We start from the raw sequence: 17,835 nt of genomic DNA on the forward strand, positions 1-17,835 counted from the left end.
CGCGCTGCACAGCACTCCGCCCCTCCTCGTCATTCGCGGGTACTGGCCCTAGCCGTTGCCTAACCGCAGAGCCGTTGCAGCGCTGCCAGATCACCACGGGTAGCCAGTTGGCGGACTTGCATGGCAAATGCCTCGCATTGCGGATACTCAGTGTGCAGGGCATCGGCCCAGTCGATCAGATCGGAGATGGCGCCCAAGTCGATCAATGCCAGCGCCACCGCGCGCGCCTGCGGCGGCGGGCCAACCAATGGTGCCGCCTCGGAAGCATCCGCCACGGGCGGGAGCCGGTGCAGCCCCAGCAAGCGCATCAGGGCCTCTTGCAGTTCGGCCAGATTGATCGGCTTGAGCAGGGAGGCATCAAACGCAGGCGTTGCAGGGCCGTCGTTGGCCGATGCGGTTAGCGGAATCGCCGACAGGACCACCACAGGAACCCCGGGCAGGTGTTGCCGAGCAGCCACCAGCACTGCAAAGCCATCGGCCCCGGGCATCAGGTAGTCGGTCAGTACGAGATCGGGGCGCGCATCGCCCGCCTGCGCCATTCGCTCGATGATCGAGACACCGTCGGAGGCAGTCTCGACGGCAAAGCCCAGACTCGATAGTTCGTCGGCAAGCAAGCGGCGGATGTCGGCCGTGTCTTCCGCAATCCAGATGGTCAAGCCGCTGCCGTCGATGCTGGGCGTGACCGCACCGATGTCGGCAACGTGGTGGCGCGAGACGGCATCTTCGGCGGCGACCGTTGCCGTCACATCCAGGCGCATCGACGTGCCGGCACCCAGCGCGCTGTCGATCTTCAGCGTACCGCCCATGCGTTCGATCCACTGCCGGACGATGGCCAGCCCAAGCCCCGTGCCAGGCTGGGTGCGCGCCGTGTCCAGCCGCTGGAAGGGCTCGAAAATGCGCTGCTGATCTTCAGGGGCGATACCGGGCCCGGTGTCCTTCACGATCAAGGTCAGCCGCACGGCTTGCCCGATCTGCACCTCGCCCTCGCAATCGATCAGGAGTTCGATGCTGCCGCTCGTGGTGTACTTGGTTGCGTTGTCCAGCAGATTGCCGAGCACGCGCCGCAAGCCCTTGGCATCCAGCTCAAGTACGGGCGGCAACGGCCGTGCGATGTGGAAAGTGAACTGGTTGCCGCGACGCCGGGCCAGCTCAGCACCTTCCTGCACAACAGCATCGAGCAGCGCATGCACGTAGACCGGCGTGCTGTGCAATGCGTCCGGCTCGCCGCCACGCGCATAGTCGATCAGATCGTTCACCATGGCGAGCATGTGCCGCGCACTGCGACCGATGATCCGACCCCGCTCAGCGTTCTCCTGACCCGCGGTCTGCACCAGCTCAGCAAAGCCGATGATGGACGTCAACGGCGTCCGCAGATCATGGCTGATGCGCGCGAGAAAATCGGTCTTGGCGCGGTTCGCCTCATCAGCGTCAATGAGGGCCGTGCGCAACTCCTGCGTGCGCTCGACAACAGCGTATTCGAGCTTGAGCTGATCCTGGCTCTTGGCATCCAGCAGCGCCTGCTGGATCGCGGCGTGCGCAGCAGACGTCTCGCGCGAGCGCTGAATCACGAGCGCGCCCATCATCAGCAGCGTCGCCAACTCCACCAACCAGGACAACCCCAGACCAGCATGCCAGCCACGGTTCAGGATGCCGTGGAACTCCAGCAGCCCCACCAGTTGCACGGCCCACACAACGCCAAACGTCAACATGAACAACCGGGCGTTGGGCAAGCCTCGCCGCCAGGCGTCCACCATCGAGATCGCCCACAGCACGTTGAACACGGCGACCACGATGTTGGAATAGACAGCGCCGGCGCGGTAATCCCCCAGCAGGGTCCACAAGCACCCGGCCACCAGGAACACTCCCACCGTGCGATAGACCCACTTCCAGACGGCGATCCGCCCCAGACCAACAAAGGTCATCGTAGCTGCGGCGTAGAACACCGTGGTGAGCACACCCAACGTGGAGGGCGCGCGCAGGACCCACTCCCCGCCGGCCTGCAATACATAGCGATACAGGTACCCCTGAATCGCCATGCTGTAGAGAACGGCAAGGCAGATCCACCCGAACAACAGCAGGAAGCCGCGATCCCGCCCGGACCATCCCTGGATGAGCGCGTACAACGCCAGCATGAATGCAGGGCCCAGCAGGAAGGCCTGCAGCATCAGGTCATACCCTTCCCGCTGACGGAACGCAGCGGGCTCCCAAAGCTGCGGATCAATATTCACTGCAGAGCGGCTGTGGACCCGCAGGGCAAACATCATCTGCTCGCCTGGGGCCAGCGTGACCGGGAACACCGGAATCATCGCCGGAATGGGCCGGGCGTCCAGCGGCAGACGATTGCCGCTCGGAATGGTGTCGAGCGCGGTGTGCCCATCGGACGCCAGCCGATAGTAGTCGACCGACTCCAGGCGCGCAGGGTCCACCGCCAGCCAACGCGTCACCGGCTGAGCGCTGTTGTTGCGCAGCGTTCCTCTGAGCCAGAAGCGAGAAGCGGTGTAGCCCGGGTTCAAACTCTCCCCGGAGATGGCCCTCCATTGGGTGCTGGTCATGGCAGCCGCAAGCTCAAGCTGCCCAGTCTTGTCTTCCAGCATGGAGAGATCCGGCAAGAGCGTCAGAGGCTTCGCATCGGCACCCCCGCCCTGCCCCACGTCCACCGCCCCGGCCCATGTTGGCCGGCCGCTCAACCCGACAAGCAACCCCAGCAGGAGCGCGACACAGAACGCCCAGTGCACACGCCGGCGCGTTGATGCAACGGCAGATGCGCAAGCACTCACGCGTGGCCCCCGGCATCTTGCCGGAACTGGCTGGGTGACAGGCCAAAGCGATCGCGAAACGCAGTGGAGAAATTGGCAGCGCTGTTGTAGCCAAGCTCCCGAGAAATCATCTGCACGTCGAGTGCCGTCTCGGACAGCATGCGCCGCGCCTCTTTCATGCGCGCCTCGCGCAGAAAATCGAACACGGTCACGCCAACACATTGCTTGAAAGCCGCATTCAGCCGGCGCGCGTTGGTGCCCACTGCAGCGGCAAGCTCCACCAGGCTGGGCGTCTGCGCGAGTTGCTCAAGCAACAGCTTGCGTGTTGCCCGATACAGAATGACATCCAGCGTGCTGGAGGCCGCATTCACACCGTCTTCCACAGGCGCATTGCCTGGCGCGGCCAGCGGCTTGAGATGAATGCACAGGCGCAGGCGGACCTCTTCAAAATCGAAGGGCTTGGTCACGTAGTCCACCGCACCAGCGGCGAGCCCGGCCACACGCTCCTGCGGCAACGCCGCGGAGGTCAGGAAGATCAGTGGGATGCTACGCGTAGCCGGGTTGGCCTTGAGCAGCCTGCAGGCGGTGATGCCGTCACACACCGGCATGCGGATATCCATCAGGATCAGGTCCGGCACCACGCTCTGGGCCTTCTGCACACCGTCTTGCCCATCCCGCGCGATATAGACGCGGCAACCCCGCCGCTGCAGGAAATCCACCAGCAGCATGCGGGTCTCGTCGACATCGTCAACGACCAGGATGCGCTGCCCGCGCAATGGATCGGAAGAGAGAGAGACAGTCGTGCCTTCAGTCATGGCCGCGATTAAAGCACGCTCCGGCCTGGAGTTGGTGGCGCACGCCTAACGCGCGCGCCCTAAAGTTTTCACAGGCGTTGCCGCCCCGGCCAGATTTTTCCCGCAAGCAAAGGGATCGCGCCGCTGCGCAAAACATGCGGCCACCACGTCTGCACGCGCTCACGATAAGTTCGGCGCATGCACCGCGTGAGCAACGTGCGCCATAGCGCAGACACGCGCTCGCGACTCTTCATCTCCGACCTTTTCCCAAGTGTTCATGCTTCGATACCACACCGCGCTCGGCGGCGCGCTGATCTGCGTCTCCACGGTTTTGCTCTCTGCCTGCGGGGGCGATTCTTCCTCGCCGGACTCGACAACGGCAACATCACCCACGACACCCCTGGCGGTCGCCAACCCGGCGGGGCTCGATACCTACGGCGGCGGTGGCCCGCTGACCTTCACCGCCACCAGCGCGGCAACGTGGTCTCTGACCGGCCCGGGCTCGCTGAGCGCAACGCAAGGCGCAAGCGTCACCTATACGCCGCCGGCGACCGTGCAGGCCGATGCGCAGGTCACCATTACTGCGGTGTCGAATGGCACGACCGTCGCGAAGACCATCACGCTGCACGCGCCGGTCTTGCGTCCGGTGGCGAGCCAAGTCACTTGGTATGCGGGCGATGCGCCGATCGCGCTGTCGATTTCGCCGCAGTTCACGACCGGCACGCCAACCTGGTCATCCACCGTTGGCGGCACGTTCAGCGCGGCACAGGGCAACAGCGTCACGTTCACGCCTGCCGCCGTCACCAGTGACACGCAGGCTGTCGTGTCTGTGGCTGCGAGCAATCACACCGAATCCGTCAGCATCACGCTCAAGCCCGCCAGCGAAAAAACGCTGACGCTGAACACCCCATCGGTCCAGGCCGGCAATGGTTCGGTCACCCTGACCGTGCCGTCGACCATCAGTCACGGCACGCTCAAGTGGACGGCATCGATCGGCACGATCACGGTCAATGCCGATGGCAGCGCTACCTACACGCCACCGGCCACGCTGTCCGGCGCAACTGTCGTCACCATCAGCGCCACGGATGGCAGCAGCGCGCCGTTTACCGCCACGATCTCGGTCACACCCAGCGCCGCGCTGGCGGTCTCGCCCACCGTCACCAGTGCCTCGGCTGCTGGCGCTCCGGTGTCCCTGACGGCAAGCATCGTCAATCCCAATGCGAGCGTGTCTGCCTCCATGGTGCGATGGGCCATTGCCAGCGGTCACGGCAGCCTGAGCGCTACCAGCGGCGCGACTGTGAGCTACATCCCCGACGCGACTGACACGACCGTCAACGATACGGCCGTGGTGACCGCCACGCTCGGCGCGATGCAAAAGACCGTCAACATCACGCTCAATTTCCAATCCTCGGCACGATTCAACACGCCGTATGCGATTGCCGTGGATGGCAGCGGCAACCTCTTCGTGGGCGACTCGGGCAACAACACGATCCGCAAGATCACAGTGCCCGGCGTGGTATCAACGTTTGCCGGCTCCGGTGCCGGTACCGAGGCGGATGGCACGGGCACGGCAGCCAGCTTCCTCATCCCGGTCGGCACCGCATTCGACAGCAGCGGCAACCTGTTCGTGGCGGATAGCGTCGGCCACGCCATCCGTAAGGTCACGCCCGCCGGAGTGGTGACCACCCTGGCAGGCACCAGCAGCACCTTCGGCTCGCCCGTTGGAATTGCCGTCGATGCGGCGGGCAATATTTACGTGGCGGATTACGTTACCAACCTGCTCAGCAAGATCACGCCCGCCGGGGTGATCACCACCCTGGCCGGCTCCGGCACCGCTGGCAGCCAGGATGGCACGGGCACGGCTGCCAGCTTCAATGCCCCATCAGGCGTGGCGGTGGATAGCAACGGCACGTTGTACGTTGCAGAGCAAAAAGGCTGCAACATCCGCAAGGTCACGCCTGCGGGTGTCGTAACCACGCTGGCCGGCACCGGGGTTTGCACCCACACCGACGGCACCGGAACCGCTGCCGCCTTCAACATGCCGGGTTCGCTCGTCGTCGATGGAAACGGCAACGTCTACGTGACGGAATACAAGGGCAACACCGTCCGCAAGATCACGCCGGCTGGTGTGGTGACCACGCTGGCCGGCTCCGGTGCGACCGGCAGTGCAGATGGCCTCGGCACGAGCGCACAGTTCAACTATCCGATGGGCATCGCCATCGACAGCAACGGCGTCCTGTACGTGACGGAGACGGATAACAACCTGATCCGCATGGTCAGCCCGACCGGCAACGTATCGACCGTTGCGGGCGCGGCGAAGGCCAGCGGCACCGCTGACGGGATTGCCCTGCCTCGATGACAAGACGTCGGGCCGCCATGTGTGTGCATGCGTGGCTCGCATCGGGGGACAGCGGCGCGGCGCCCTTCCCCCGGCATCACCTTTTGAGAAGCCGATCTCCCATTTGCCATGTTCAACTACCAAACCGCACTTGGCGGCGCATTGATTTGCGCCTCCACCGTTCTACTGTCCGCCTGTGGCGGTGACGCCTCATCCCCAGACTCGACGACGACCTCTTCGCCCTCGACACCCCTGGCGGTCGCCAACCCGGCTGGCCTCGATGCCTATGGCGGTGGTGGTCCGCTGACCTTCAATGCCACCACCGCAGCCACGTGGTCGCTGACGGGCCCGGGCTCGTTGAGCGCAACGCAAGGCGCAAATGTCACCTATACCCCGCCGGCTACCGTGCAGGCCGATGTGCAAGTCACGATCACTGCGGTGTCAGGTGGCACCACGGTATCGAAGACCATCACCCTGCACGCACCGGTTCTGCGCCCGGTGACAAGCCAGGTGACGTGGTATGTCGGCGATGCGCCAATCGCGCTGTCGGTCTCGCCGCAGTTCATCACAGGCACGCCGACATGGTCGTCCACCGTGGGCGGCGCGTTCAGCGCCACGCAGGGCAACAGCGTGACTTTCACGCCGACCGCCATTACGAGCGACACTTCGGCCGTCATCTCTGTCGGCGCCAATGGCCACACCGAATCGGTCAACATTGTGCTCAAGCCCACCAGCGAGAAAACACTGACGTTGAGCAGCCCGTCAGTACAAGCAGGCAACGGCACGGTGACCCTCACCGTGCCTTCGACGATCAGCCACGGCACGCTCAAGTGGACGGCATCGACAGGCACGATCACGGTCAATGCCGACGGCAGCGCCACCTACACTCCACCTGCCGTGCTATCCACCGCGACGGTCGCCACCGTTAGCGCGACAGATGGCAGCAGTGCCCCGTTCACGGCCACAATCTCGGTGACTCCGAGCGCCACCATTTCAGTGTCGCCCTCCAGCGCCACGACGTCGGCCAACGGAAACCCAGTGTCCCTGACGGCAACCATCGCCAACTCCAATGCGACGGTGCGGTGGGCCATCAGCAGCGGCCGAGGCAGCTTGAGCGCCACCACCGGCGCCACGGTGAGCTACATCCCAGACCCGACCAATACGGTCGCCAATGATGTCGCCATCGTGACCGCCTCGCTGGGCAACCTGTCGCAAACCGCGCAGATCAACCTGAACTTCCAACCAACTGCGCGCTTCCAAAATCCCTACGGCGTGGCGCTCGACAGTGCCGGCAACCTCTTCGTTGCGGACACCTATAACTACAGGATCCGCAAGATCACGGTGCCCGGCGTGGTATCAACCTTCGCTGGCTCCGGTACCGGCAGCGAGGCTGACGGCACCGGAACGGCTGCCAGCTTCAGCAGCCCGATCGGCATCACGTTCGACAGCACCGGCAATCTGTATGTCGTGGATACCAGCGGCAACACCATCCGCAAAATCACACCCGCTGGCGTGGTGACGACGTTGGCCGGTTCCGGTGCCGTCGGCAGCGCGGATGGCATCGGTACAGCTGCGACCTTCTGGCAGCCGTATGGGGTGGCTATCGATGGCGCCGGCAACCTGTACGTGACCGACGTCGCCAATCAGAAGATCCGCAAAATCACGCCCGCTGGTGTCGTAACCACCTTGGCCGGCTCGGGCACCGTTGGCGCCACCGATGGCCCGGGCGCGCTTGCCACGTTCAATCTTCCGAGGGGCATCGCTGTGGATAACAACGGTTACGTGTACGTAGCCGAACAATCCGGCTGCAAGATCCGCAAGATCACGCCCGCTGGCGTCGTCTCCACGCTGGCTGGCTCACCTGCATCAAACTGCGGCCACGCCGACGGCACAGGAACTGCGGCCATATTCCAGGGCCCTGTGGCTCTGGCCCTCGATAGCAACGGCAATCTCTATGTGGCGGAATTTGGCGGCTCAGACGTACGCAAGGTGACACCAGCCGGCGTGGTAACGACCCTGGCCGGCTCGGGAGTGAGCGGTAGCGCAGACGGCATGGGCACAAGCGCCCAATTCGGTACGCCCGCAGGCATTGCCGTGGACAGCAATGGCGTGGTCTATGTAGCGGACTCATCAAACAGCACGATCCGAATGATCACCCCGGCGGGCAATGTGTCGACCTTGGCTGGAGCCGCTGGCGTCAGAGCCTTCGCCGACGGCACGGCCCAACCCCGTCAATAAGTACAACCTGCGCCGCAGGGGAAAGATCCCCTCAACCCCTCGGCGTTATCTTCGAGGAGGGCGACCTCCTCGCTTTTTCTTCCTGGCACCCCTGCCGCAAGGGTTAGACCGAAGCGCGCGCACACCTCGGCACCCTAAAGTTTCCGCACGCATTGCCGCCCGAGAAAAATTCTTCCCGGGAGCAAAACAATTGCGCACTCGCGCAAAACTCCCCGCCTCTCACATCGCAACGTACGAGATAAGTTGACTGTATGCGCTGCGCTTGCAACCTGAATCTCGGCACAAGCCAACGCCGGCAGACCTGACTGGAGACCCGACTTGCTTGAAGCGGTAGCGGACTTGGCACAGCCCCCCATTACTACGAACTTGCCCGCGCACCACCCAACCGTCGACGGTGGGAAGCATCGACTCAACATCGAAGTCTTCTTCGATCTGATTTGCCCGTGGAGCTGGGTCGGCATCCGCCAACTGGCCACGGCCATGCACGAGTTCCAGAGGCGGCACCCCGGCGTCGGGGTCCAGATCAACTGGCGCCCACGCCCGCTGTTGCCGGAAGTACCGCTTGGCGGTACGGCATACCAGCCGTTCTATCTGGCCCAGTCCGGCAGCCCCACTGCCGTGGCCATGCGGCGCTCACAAGTGCAACATGCGGGGCAAGCCGTGGGAATCACGTTCGATTTCAAGCGCATCCGCATCCTGCCAAATACCGCAATCGCGCACGGATTGATCGGGCACATGGCCAGGCAAGCCAGCCCACTGCAAACCATTGGCTTGGTCGACCGGTTGTTCAAGGCGTTCTTCTCTGACGGCGAGGACATTGGTGACCCGCAGGTGCTGGAGCGGCTGGGTCTGGAGCAAGGAGTGGGACGGCCGATGTTGCTTGCCTGCCTGAATGATGTGCGTAGTCACCTCCCCCCGCCCACCCCGGAACGGCCACGACGCGGCCGCCCGGTGAAGGAAGACGTACTGAGCACCCCTCATTTTGTCTTCAACGGCGCTGCCACCGTGTCTGGTGCGAGGTCCACGGACGCTTTGCTGAGCAGCATGCTGCGATCCGTCGAAGGCACGTGATTGGCCTGTGCAGGTCCCACGCGTTGTCCAAGGGTGATCGCGCCAAGGTTGTGGTGCTGGTGGACACGCTGGCGGGTTACGCCCAAGAAAGCGCCACCTTCCGACGGCCCCTCCAACGCGTACACACCGACACGGTGAAACACGCTACCGTCGAGAACACGATTGAGGCTTGGACCCCTCGTGTATGGCAGGAAGCCCACTGCCTAGTGGGCCCCTATCACGCTACCTGATCAATGTTGCGCGTCTTTGGCGGCACGATCGATCAGATTGGCCACCTCGGCGGGGTGTGAGACCAACGACATGTGGCTCGACTTCACAGTCGTCATGTGGGCTCCGATCTGTTTGGCCAACGTGCGCTGCACTGGCACCTTGAGCGCATGGTCTTCTTCGGTAACGAGGTACCACGTTGGCTTGTCGTGCCACGCTGCATGAGAGACTTTGCCAGTAAAGGCGGATACGGAAATTGGAACCTGCGTAGCAGCAAGAATGCGCACATGGGCCTCGGGCACATCGCCCGCCATGACGTCGCGATAAGCGGCCGGGTCGTCGAGCCAGATGAAGCCTTCATTGTCGGGCTTCAAGCCATCCATGGGCGCCTTCAGGCGCATCAGCAGATCGGACACGGATTCTCCGCTGTCCGGTACAAGCGCCGAGAGGTAGACGATGCCTTTGACATTGTCTGCATTCCCCGCTTCAGTCACCACGGCACCGGCATACGAGTGCCCCACTAGAATGACATCTCCCGACTGCCGGGCAAGCACGCGACGGGTGGCAGAAACGTCGTCTTCCAGAGAGGTGAGCGGGTTCTGGACAGCGGTCACGTGATAGCCCTTGCGCTGCAGTGCTGCAATGACCTCTGTCCAACTGGAGCCATCGGCAAAGGCACCGTGCACCAGGACGATATTTCGGATTGGGTTACGCACTTCCTTTGCCTCAGTTGTTAGGGTGAAGAGGCCCACCGTGAGCCCGACGAAGATTGCAGCAGATTTGAGCCACCGGCTCCGGGATACTTTCATGATTCGCTCTCGCACGTTATACGACCTGAAATAAAAAAACCCCGGAGATCGTTGATCTACCGGGGTTTTTGGCTCGCCGTGAAATCAGGCGAAACGCGCTTACATATTGTCGATCATCACCTGACCAAAGCCCGAGCACGACACTTGGGTCGCGCCTTCGAGCAGGCGGGCGAAGTCATACGTGACCTTCTTCGACAGGATCGACTTCTCGATCGACGAGATGATCAGGTCAGCGGCTTCCGTCCAGCCCATGTGGCGCAGCATCATTTCGGCCGACAGGATTTCGGAACCCGGGTTCACGTAGTCCTTGCCAGCGTACTTCGGTGCCGTACCGTGGGTGGCTTCGAACATGGCAACGGAGTCGCTCAGGTTCGCGCCCGGGGCGATACCGATACCGCCGACTTGCGCAGCCAGGGCGTCGGAGATGTAGTCGCCGTTCAGGTTCAACGTCGCCACCACCGAGTACTCGGCCGGACGCAGCAGGATCTGCTGCAGGAAGGCGTCGGCAATCGCGTCCTTGACGACGATTTCCTTGCCCGTCTTCGGGTTCTTGAACTTGCACCACGGGCCGCCGTCGATCAGCTCGGCGCCGAATTCCTTCTGTGCCAGCGCGTAGGCCCAGTCACGGAAACCACCTTCCGTGAACTTCATGATGTTGCCCTTGTGCACGATCGTGACCGACGGCTTGTCGTTGTCGATCGCGTACTGGATGGCCTTGCGCACCAGGCGCTCGGTGCCTTCGCGCGACACCGGCTTCACGCCAATGCCCGACGTTTCCGGGAAGCGGATCTTCTTCACGCCGAATTCGTCTTGCAGAATCTTGATCAGCTTCTTGGCCTTCTCGCTCTCGGCTTCGAATTCGATGCCGGCGTAGATGTCTTCCGAGTTCTCACGGAAGATGACCATGTCGGTCTTCTCCGGCTCTTTCACCGGCGAAGGCACGCCCTTGAAGTAGCGCACCGGGCGCAGGCAGACGTACAGATCCAGCTCCTGGCGCAGCGCCACGTTCAGCGAACGGATGCCGCCGCCCACCGGCGTCGTCAGCGGGCCCTTGATGGACACCACATAGTCCTTCAGGACTTGCAGGGTTTCTTCCGGCAGCCACACGTCCGGGCCGTACACCTTGGTCGACTTCTCGCCAGCGTAGATCTCCATCCACGAGATCTTGCGCTTGCCGGCGTAGGCCTTTTCAACGGCTGCGTCCACCACCTTGATCATCACCGGGGTGATGTCGAAGCCAGTGCCGTCACCCTCGATGTAGGGAATGATGGGGTTGTTGGGGACGTTCAGGGAGAAGTCTTGGTTGACGGTGATCTTCTCGCCGGCCGGGACCTTGATGTGTTGATACATGGACGACTCCAGTGCAGACCGCGGGTGAGCGGGTGGACGGTGGGGGTTGACAGCACAGCGTGCTGCCCCGGGTTGGCCGAGCCGGCACGCTGCAATGAACTGGTGATTCTAGCGGGCTGCGATGACACTCTCACGGTGCACCGCACAAATTTCGCAAGCCTTAACTCTTATATAAGACACAAGAGTTAATTTCGCATTATGCCGGAAAATTTCACCATCCGCCACAGTCGCGCACATGGTGAAACGGCCGGTCAGCCACTGGGCCGGGTGGCGCCGGAGGCGCGTTCGATCAGGCTGCGGGCATCGGCCAGCGCGGGGTTGGCGCCGGCCTGCGCGCTCCAGGCGTCGACCAGGCGGCCGAGGGCGGCGCGCAGTTCCACATGGCGATCGGCCTCCAGCAAGCCAATCAGGCCCGTGCCGTCCAACCCGGGGTGATGGCGCACCAGCCAGGCCAGGGTCTGGATGTGGTCGACGAAGCGCGCATCGGCCCGATACAGATTGCTGAAACAGTTCAGCCCTATCTGCCGGTCGAGCGGCTGGCCGGAGAGCGTCTGTGACACAAGCATGAAATCGTCCAGGCTGGAGGCAGCCTGATCGGGCACTCGGCGCAGGCCCAGCGTGACGGCGAGCGTCGCCAGCGCGCCGCCGCCAAACAGGAAGTCGCGACGGGTGAATCGGGCAGGCTTGAGGGGATGGGAGGACAACGGAGAGAGCGGCACGGCGGATTCTGGACAGAGTCAGGGCGATTCTCAGGGCCGGTCTACTTTGATCCAATCAGACACGTCCGAAAGCCCGGCCCTCCCGCTCAGAAGTCGGGCATCTTTTTTGCGCAGCGCAACATGCGCCACATCCCGGCCAGCGTGCTGCTGACCCCGTCAAAATGACATCAAAAAAAATCAACGCGACGTGTCAACGCGCCCGCAGCAGCCTGCGTTATTGCAGATGACTCATTTAGCGGGTCGTTGGTTAACTCACTGATCGATAAAAGGATTCACCATGAAGAAGCTGATCGCTGCCCTGATCGCCGGCCTGTTCGCTGCTGGTGTGTACGCACAAACCCCGGCTGCTCCGGCTGCTGACGCTGCTGCTGCTCCGGCTGCCGCTGAAAAGGCTCCGGCTAAGGCCAAGAAGCACGCCAAGAAGCACAAGAAGGCCGCTAAGAAGGCTGACGCTGCTGCTCCGGCTGCTGACGCTGCCAAGCAATAAGTTGGTGCTTCTGCCGGGCCCTCGCGGCTCGGCCGACACAGAAAAGCAGATGCTTATGCGTCTGCTTTTTTTTGCCCGCAATTTTTACAATCTCCCTGAGCCCGCATGTGGGGCTGTCAAAATAGCGCCATCTGTCTTGGGTACCGTGCGCCTTCCTCACAACAAGAATCAGGGAAGGCGCAATGGAAATTCGATCGATGTTCGCTCCGGTGCGGCGCAAACGCACCGTGTTCACGATGGTCACACTTGCCGCACTGACTGCCGCTGCCGTGATTGCCGGCTGCGGCGGCTCGTCGTCTGACACGACGCCGGTGGCTGCCACGCCAGCCGACGCCGCCACCGCCGACAGCAACATCCAGGCCGCGTGGGTCGAGATTGGCGACAGCAACCAGGCTGTCGTGCGCGCAGTCACCACGTATACGAACAGCGCCTCCCCGGCGGACAACACGGTCTGCCCGCTGCTGACGGTGGACGGCACTTCCACGCGCATGAGCCTGCGCGTGGCTGCCGGCACCATCGCCCAGCGCACCACGGCCAGCGCCGCCAGCGATTCGAAAGCTTCATCCTTCCCGGTGAATGCCTGCGAGGCCACGGTGGCATCCACAGCCAAGGTCGCATCGATCGGCTCGCGCGTGCTGCCGCTGCCCAAGGCCAACCCGCAGCGCGTGGTGATCCTGGCGGACACCGGCTGCCGCATGAAGAAGTCGAGCAACAGCTGGCAGTCTTGCAATGACCCGCTGTCGTGGCCGTTCGCCACAGCGGCCACCACGGCGGCGGCGATGAACCCGGACCTCGTGCTGCACGTGGGCGACTACCACTACCGCGAGAACGCCTGCCCGCCCGACGTGGCCGGCTGCCAGGGCAGCCCGTGGGGCTACGGCTGGGATACGTGGCAATCCGACCTGTTCCAGCCCGCTGCGCCGCTGATGGCTGCGGCCCCTTGGGTACTCGTGCGCGGCAACCATGAAGAGTGCGCGCGTGCCGGCCAGGGGTGGTTCCGCTTCCTTGACCCGCGCCCCTACTCCGCCGCCCGCTCGTGCGACAACCCGGCCAACGACACCGGCGCCAATGCATCGGACCCGTACGCCGTGGCCATCGGCACCGACACGCAAGTCATCGTGTTCGACTCGGCCAAGGTGGGCACGACCGCGCTGGCTACCAACGACCCGTGGTTCCAGACCTACCAGAAGCAGTTCAGCACGGTGGGTACGCTGGCGGCCAAGCCGGGCGTGATGTCGATCTTCACCAACCACCACCCGATCCTGGGCTTCGTGCCCATCGCGGGCAGCACGCCGCTGGGCGGCAATGCGGCGCTGCTGTCGGTCATGAACAGCCTGAACGCCACGGCCTACTACCCGCCGGGCGTGCAAGTCGCGCTGCATGGTCACGTGCATGACTTCCAGGCCATCAACTTCACCAGCAACCACCCGGCGACCATCGTGGCAGGCAATGCCGGTGACTCGCTCGATGTGGCCCTGCCTGATCCGTTCCCGGCCATCAGCCCGGCCTCGGGCGTGACGGTTGGCAGCATCTCGCACAACAACTCGTTCGGCTTCATGGTGATGGACCGCCAGCCGGCACCAGCCAAGGGCTGGCTGTTCAAGGCCTACACCGTCAACGGCAAGCTGCTGACGACCTGCACGCAGAACGGCTCCAGCCTGGTGTGCGACAAGACGGGCTTCGTTGCACCTTGAAAAAACTGAGCACTGCGCTGCTGGTTGCTGCCGCACTCTTCTCGGGTGCGGCGGCAGCCGAATCGATTGGCATGACGCCCAAGCTGGACGCCGTGCCCCCGCCTGCCGAGTCGGCATCGTTCAAGCCGGACCCGAACCTCGTCGCGCTTGGCAAGCGGGTGTTCTTTGACCCACGCCTGTCGGAGCCGCAAGGCACATCGTGCGCGGCGTGCCATGACCCCGGCCGCGCCTTCGCGCCCACACTGGCGGGCGAGGCGCTGCGCATCGGCGTGCCGGCCGGCAGCCGCCCGGGGCACGTGGCGCCGCGCAATGCGCCGTCACTGCTGTACCTGCGCTACATCCCGCATCGCTACTTCTTTCAGGACGACGACGCCAGCTTCCCGTCGCCGTTCGGCGGCTTCTTTGTCGATGGCCGCGCCGATACGCTGGCCGAGCGGATCCGTGGCCCGCTGTTCAGCCCCGATGAGATGGGCAACCCGTCGCAGCGCGCCCTGCAGCGCAAGGTGGCCGGCACCGACCTGGGCCAGGCGCTGACAAAGCAATTCGGCGCCGATGCAGTGCACGACCCAGAACGCCTCATTGGCGCACTGGGCAAGGCGCTGGAGGCCTATTTCCAGAGCGACGAGATGGCGCCGTTCACCTCGCGCTTTGATGATTTTTTACGCAAGCGCACACCGCTCTCCCCCGCCGAGATGCGCGGGCTCGCGCTGTTCCGTAACCCGGACAAGGGCAACTGCGCGTCGTGTCACCTGATGATGGAGTCGTCGTCGCGGCCCGAGCGCTCACTGTTCACGGACTTCGGCTACGACGCCATCGCCGTGCCGCGCAATCCGCTGTTGCCGGCCAACAAGGACGCCAAGCACTTCGACGTCGGCCTGTGCCAGACCGCCCACAAGCTCAAGTGGCCCGAGCCCGACCAGTGGTGTGGGTACTTCCGCACGTCGGGCCTGCGCAATGTGGCGGTACGCCAGACCTTCATGCACAACGGCGTGTTCCGCACGCTGCGCGACACGGTGGCCTTCTACGCCACGCGCTCGACGGATCCGGCGCAGTGGTACCCGGGCACAAAGGGAACACCCCTGCGCTTCAACGACGTGCCCGCCAAATATCAAGGCAATGTCAACGTGAACGCCGTGCCGATGAACCGCCGCCCTGGCACCACGCCTGCGCTGACGGAAGACGAGATCGACGACATCGTCGCCTTCCTGCGCACGCTCACCGATGCGCGTTACGTGGGGCTGATGCCGGATGCGGCTGCGGACAAGGCGCGCTCGGCACACGCGCCCAAGGCCGCCGCCAAAACGGCAGCCACCGAACGTCCGGCAACAAACACGCGGTAACAACTTCGTTCCGCCCTTGGGAGCAGTCTCATTGACGGCGGCTAGCCGAGTACCGATCATGGAGCGTTCTGTTTCTAGCCCACGACCTCCATGACTACCTTGTCCCGTCTGCTTGCCGCGCTGTCCGTGGCCGTTGCCGCAACTGGTGCATTTGCGCAAACACCCACCGGCCCCCAAACCGGCTTGCCCGTCGCCGACCTGACCATCGGCATGTACAAGGTCAAGGCGGAAGTGGCCGCCACCCCGCAATCGCGCGAGACCGGCCTGATGTTCCGCAAGACCATGCCCGACACAGCCGGCATGCTGTTCGTGTTTGATGAATCCGCCGGCCATTGCTTCTGGATGAAGAACACGGACCTGCCGCTGTCGATCGCCTTCATCACCGACGACGGCACCATCTCCGACATTGCCGAGATGAAGCCGCAGACCGAAGACAACCACTGCCCGACCAAGGCCGGCGTTTATGCGCTGGAGATGAACAAGGGCTGGTTTGCTCGCAAGGGGATCAAGCCCGGTACCAAGGTGGGCGGGCTGCCCCGCTAAGACGCGAACGCACACCACAACAGAGAGGAGACCGCCGCATGCACGCTTTCGACAACAACCGTCGCCGCTGGATGCGGCAAGCCGGTGCACTGGCCGTGGGCGCGGGCGCGGCGTCCGCAGGCTGGCCGTTGGCCGCCGCGGCCGCTGATGCACCCAAGGGCACCCGGCTGATCCTGCTGGGCACCGGCGGCGGGCCGACGCCCAAGAAGAACCGCTCAGCGCCGGCGCAGGTGATCGTCATCAACGGCGTGTCGTACGTGGTGGATTGCGGCAACGGCGTGGGCCGCCAGTACGTGAGTGCGGGGCTCAAGCTCAAGGCCATCCGCAACGTCTTCATCACGCACCAGCACTCGGATCACAACGCCGATTACGGCACGCTGTTGCTGCTCGCCTGGGCCACCGACCTGACCGGCCCGGTCGACGCCTGGGGCCCGCCCCCGCTGGCCGCGATGACGACCAAGTTCCTCGAGCTGTACGACTACGACATCCGCACCCGCATTGCTGACGAAGGCCGCCCGCCGCTGGCGCCGATGATCCACCCGCACGAGCTGACCGAAGGCGGGCTGGTGATGCAGGACGCCAACGTGAAGGTGACGAGCGCGCTGGTGAAGCACCCGCCGGTCTCGCCGGCATTTGCGTTCCGCTTCGATTCGGCTGACCGATCCATCGTCATCTCCGGCGATACGGCACCGAGCGAGAACCTCGTGCGTCTGGCCTACGGCGCGGATGTGCTCGTGCACGAAGTCATGCACCTGCCGTCGCTCGACAAGCTGCTCTCCACCGAGCCCAACGCCAAGACGCTGCGCGAGCATCTGCTGGCCAGCCACACCTCCACCGAAGACGTCGGCCGCATCGCCACCGAGGCCAAGGTGAAGACGCTGGTGCTGTCGCACTTCGTGCCGGGCGGCTATCCGTTCCTGGAAGATTCGGTGTGGCTGGATGCGGTGCGCCCGTACTTCAAGGGCGAGATCATCGTCGGACGTGACTTGCTGGAAGTCTGATCCAACTGAAGCCGGTTACCGCGTCGTCTCGTTGCAATCGCGGTAGAGCATGTTGCCCGGGTTCCGACCTGCGGGCAGGGTCTCATCGGTCAGGAAGCCGGTGGGGCCCTTGGTCCACCAGACGTACTGGCCCGACGCATAGCGCGCACCCGAGGCCGCAATCACATTGGCAAAGACGAGCGTTTTGCCGTCGAGCACGATAGACGCCAGTGGCGTATCCCCCACCGTCATGTATTTCACCGCGAGGGTCTTGCCGCCCTCGCAGGTGTAGCGCACATCGCGCGGATCCTTGATCGGCAACGCCGTATAGGCACGCGCCTGGTCGATGGCCTTGTTCAGCCCGGCCTTGGCAAAGTCGAGCGCGGTGTTCAGATCATCGGACGACATGCCGGGCACCGGCGATTGCTGCTGCGCCACAGCCACGCCGCTGAACACACCGGCAGACAGCGCCACGCCAAAGATCAAGGCAGTTGTAGAACGTCGCATCG

The 17,835-nt window shown here is 63.9% G+C and carries 14 protein-coding genes; 8 read left to right on the forward strand and 6 right to left on the reverse strand.

Annotated features, from left to right (window positions below):
• Window positions 1-59: 59 nt before the first annotated feature.
• Complete coding sequence (locus F7R11_RS14770; protein WP_151180530.1) at window positions 60-2,594, reverse strand: hybrid sensor histidine kinase/response regulator; 2,535 nt, start codon at window positions 2,592-2,594, stop codon at window positions 60-62.
• 179 nt (window positions 2,595-2,773) lie between these two features.
• Entirely contained in the window at window positions 2,774-3,571 is a 798-nt protein-coding gene (locus tag F7R11_RS14775) for a response regulator transcription factor (RefSeq protein ID WP_064804714.1), read from the reverse strand.
• Window positions 3,572-3,827: 256 nt separating this feature from the next.
• Here F7R11_RS14775 and F7R11_RS14780 point away from each other — a divergent pair, with 256 nt between their 5' ends.
• The 3 genes from F7R11_RS14780 to F7R11_RS14790 all read left to right on the forward strand — a co-directional run bounded on the left by F7R11_RS14780 (window position 3,828) and on the right by F7R11_RS14790 (window position 9,197).
• Complete coding sequence (locus F7R11_RS14780) at window positions 3,828-5,909, forward strand: NHL repeat-containing protein (protein WP_064804716.1); 2,082 nt, start codon at window positions 3,828-3,830, stop codon at window positions 5,907-5,909.
• 108 nt (window positions 5,910-6,017) lie between these two features.
• Entirely contained in the window at window positions 6,018-8,126 is a 2,109-nt protein-coding gene (locus F7R11_RS14785; RefSeq protein ID WP_064804719.1) for an NHL repeat-containing protein, read from the forward strand.
• 366 nt (window positions 8,127-8,492) lie between these two features.
• Entirely contained in the window at window positions 8,493-9,197 is a 705-nt protein-coding gene (locus tag F7R11_RS14790) for a DsbA family oxidoreductase (protein WP_064806407.1), read from the forward strand.
• Between the two features lie 230 nt (window positions 9,198-9,427).
• On the opposite strand, the gene F7R11_RS14795 is transcribed toward F7R11_RS14790, so the two are convergent.
• From F7R11_RS14795 to F7R11_RS14805, 3 genes are all read right to left on the reverse strand, one after another.
• Window positions 9,428-10,213 carry an alpha/beta hydrolase gene (locus F7R11_RS14795; RefSeq protein ID WP_082932843.1) on the reverse strand — a complete coding sequence of 262 codons (786 nt, stop codon included), beginning with the start codon at window positions 10,211-10,213 and terminating at the stop codon, window positions 9,428-9,430.
• 99 nt (window positions 10,214-10,312) lie between these two features.
• On the reverse strand, window positions 10,313-11,563 hold the full coding sequence (gene icd / locus F7R11_RS14800) for an NADP-dependent isocitrate dehydrogenase (RefSeq protein WP_021195777.1): 1,251 nt from the start codon (window positions 11,561-11,563) through the stop codon (window positions 10,313-10,315).
• A gap of 251 nt (window positions 11,564-11,814) precedes the next feature.
• The gene (locus F7R11_RS14805; protein WP_231973101.1) at window positions 11,815-12,267 is read right to left on the reverse strand and encodes a sugar dehydrogenase complex small subunit; all 453 of its coding nucleotides are present in this window, start codon (window positions 12,265-12,267) and stop codon (window positions 11,815-11,817) included.
• A gap of 292 nt (window positions 12,268-12,559) precedes the next feature.
• Between F7R11_RS14805 and F7R11_RS14810 the strand changes: the two genes are divergently transcribed.
• From F7R11_RS14810 to F7R11_RS14830, 5 genes are all read left to right on the forward strand, one after another.
• Complete coding sequence (locus F7R11_RS14810; protein WP_021195779.1) at window positions 12,560-12,769, forward strand: hypothetical protein; 210 nt, start codon at window positions 12,560-12,562, stop codon at window positions 12,767-12,769.
• Between the two features lie 182 nt (window positions 12,770-12,951).
• Window positions 12,952-14,463, forward strand: coding sequence for a metallophosphoesterase (locus F7R11_RS14815; RefSeq protein ID WP_064804729.1), 1,512 nt, complete (start codon window positions 12,952-12,954; stop codon window positions 14,461-14,463).
• Window positions 14,460-15,803 carry a cytochrome-c peroxidase gene (locus tag F7R11_RS14820; RefSeq protein WP_064804730.1) on the forward strand — a complete coding sequence of 448 codons (1,344 nt, stop codon included), beginning with the start codon at window positions 14,460-14,462 and terminating at the stop codon, window positions 15,801-15,803. The genes F7R11_RS14815 and F7R11_RS14820 overlap by 4 nt, the downstream gene beginning before the upstream one ends.
• 90 nt (window positions 15,804-15,893) lie before the next feature.
• The gene (locus tag F7R11_RS14825) at window positions 15,894-16,346 is read left to right on the forward strand and encodes a DUF192 domain-containing protein (protein WP_021195782.1); all 453 of its coding nucleotides are present in this window, start codon (window positions 15,894-15,896) and stop codon (window positions 16,344-16,346) included.
• A 38-nt stretch (window positions 16,347-16,384) separates the two neighbouring features.
• On the forward strand, window positions 16,385-17,347 hold the full coding sequence (locus tag F7R11_RS14830) for an MBL fold metallo-hydrolase (protein ID WP_064804731.1): 963 nt from the start codon (window positions 16,385-16,387) through the stop codon (window positions 17,345-17,347).
• Window positions 17,348-17,362: 15 nt separating this feature from the next.
• On the opposite strand, the gene F7R11_RS14835 is transcribed toward F7R11_RS14830, so the two are convergent.
• Window positions 17,363-17,833: an MliC family protein gene (locus F7R11_RS14835; protein ID WP_064804732.1), complete on the reverse strand. Its 471-nt coding sequence runs from the start codon at window positions 17,831-17,833 to the stop codon at window positions 17,363-17,365.
• Between the last annotated feature and the right edge of the window lie 2 nt (window positions 17,834-17,835).

Origin of the sequence: Ralstonia insidiosa (genome assembly GCF_008801405.1) — a bacterium.
Classification (GTDB): domain Bacteria; phylum Pseudomonadota; class Gammaproteobacteria; order Burkholderiales; family Burkholderiaceae; genus Ralstonia; species Ralstonia insidiosa.

Excerpts from the sequence above, each read along its gene's own strand:
- F7R11_RS14770 (WP_151180530.1), bottom strand. The coding sequence starts at position 2,594 with ATGCTGGAAGACAAGACTGGGCAGCTTGAGCTTGCGGCTGCCATGACC.
- F7R11_RS14775 (WP_064804714.1), bottom strand. The coding sequence starts at position 3,571 with ATGACTGAAGGCACGACTGTCTCTCTCTCTTCCGATCCATTGCGCGGG.
- F7R11_RS14780 (WP_064804716.1), top strand. The coding sequence starts at position 3,828 with ATGCTTCGATACCACACCGCGCTCGGCGGCGCGCTGATCTGCGTCTCC.
- F7R11_RS14785 (WP_064804719.1), top strand. The coding sequence starts at position 6,018 with ATGTTCAACTACCAAACCGCACTTGGCGGCGCATTGATTTGCGCCTCC.
- F7R11_RS14795 (WP_082932843.1), bottom strand. The coding sequence starts at position 10,213 with ATGAAAGTATCCCGGAGCCGGTGGCTCAAATCTGCTGCAATCTTCGTC.
- icd (WP_021195777.1), bottom strand. The coding sequence starts at position 11,563 with ATGTATCAACACATCAAGGTCCCGGCCGGCGAGAAGATCACCGTCAAC.
- F7R11_RS14810 (WP_021195779.1), top strand. The coding sequence starts at position 12,560 with ATGAAGAAGCTGATCGCTGCCCTGATCGCCGGCCTGTTCGCTGCTGGT.
- F7R11_RS14815 (WP_064804729.1), top strand. The coding sequence starts at position 12,952 with ATGGAAATTCGATCGATGTTCGCTCCGGTGCGGCGCAAACGCACCGTG.
- F7R11_RS14825 (WP_021195782.1), top strand. The coding sequence starts at position 15,894 with ATGACTACCTTGTCCCGTCTGCTTGCCGCGCTGTCCGTGGCCGTTGCC.
- F7R11_RS14830 (WP_064804731.1), top strand. The coding sequence starts at position 16,385 with ATGCACGCTTTCGACAACAACCGTCGCCGCTGGATGCGGCAAGCCGGT.
- F7R11_RS14835 (WP_064804732.1), bottom strand. The coding sequence starts at position 17,833 with ATGCGACGTTCTACAACTGCCTTGATCTTTGGCGTGGCGCTGTCTGCC.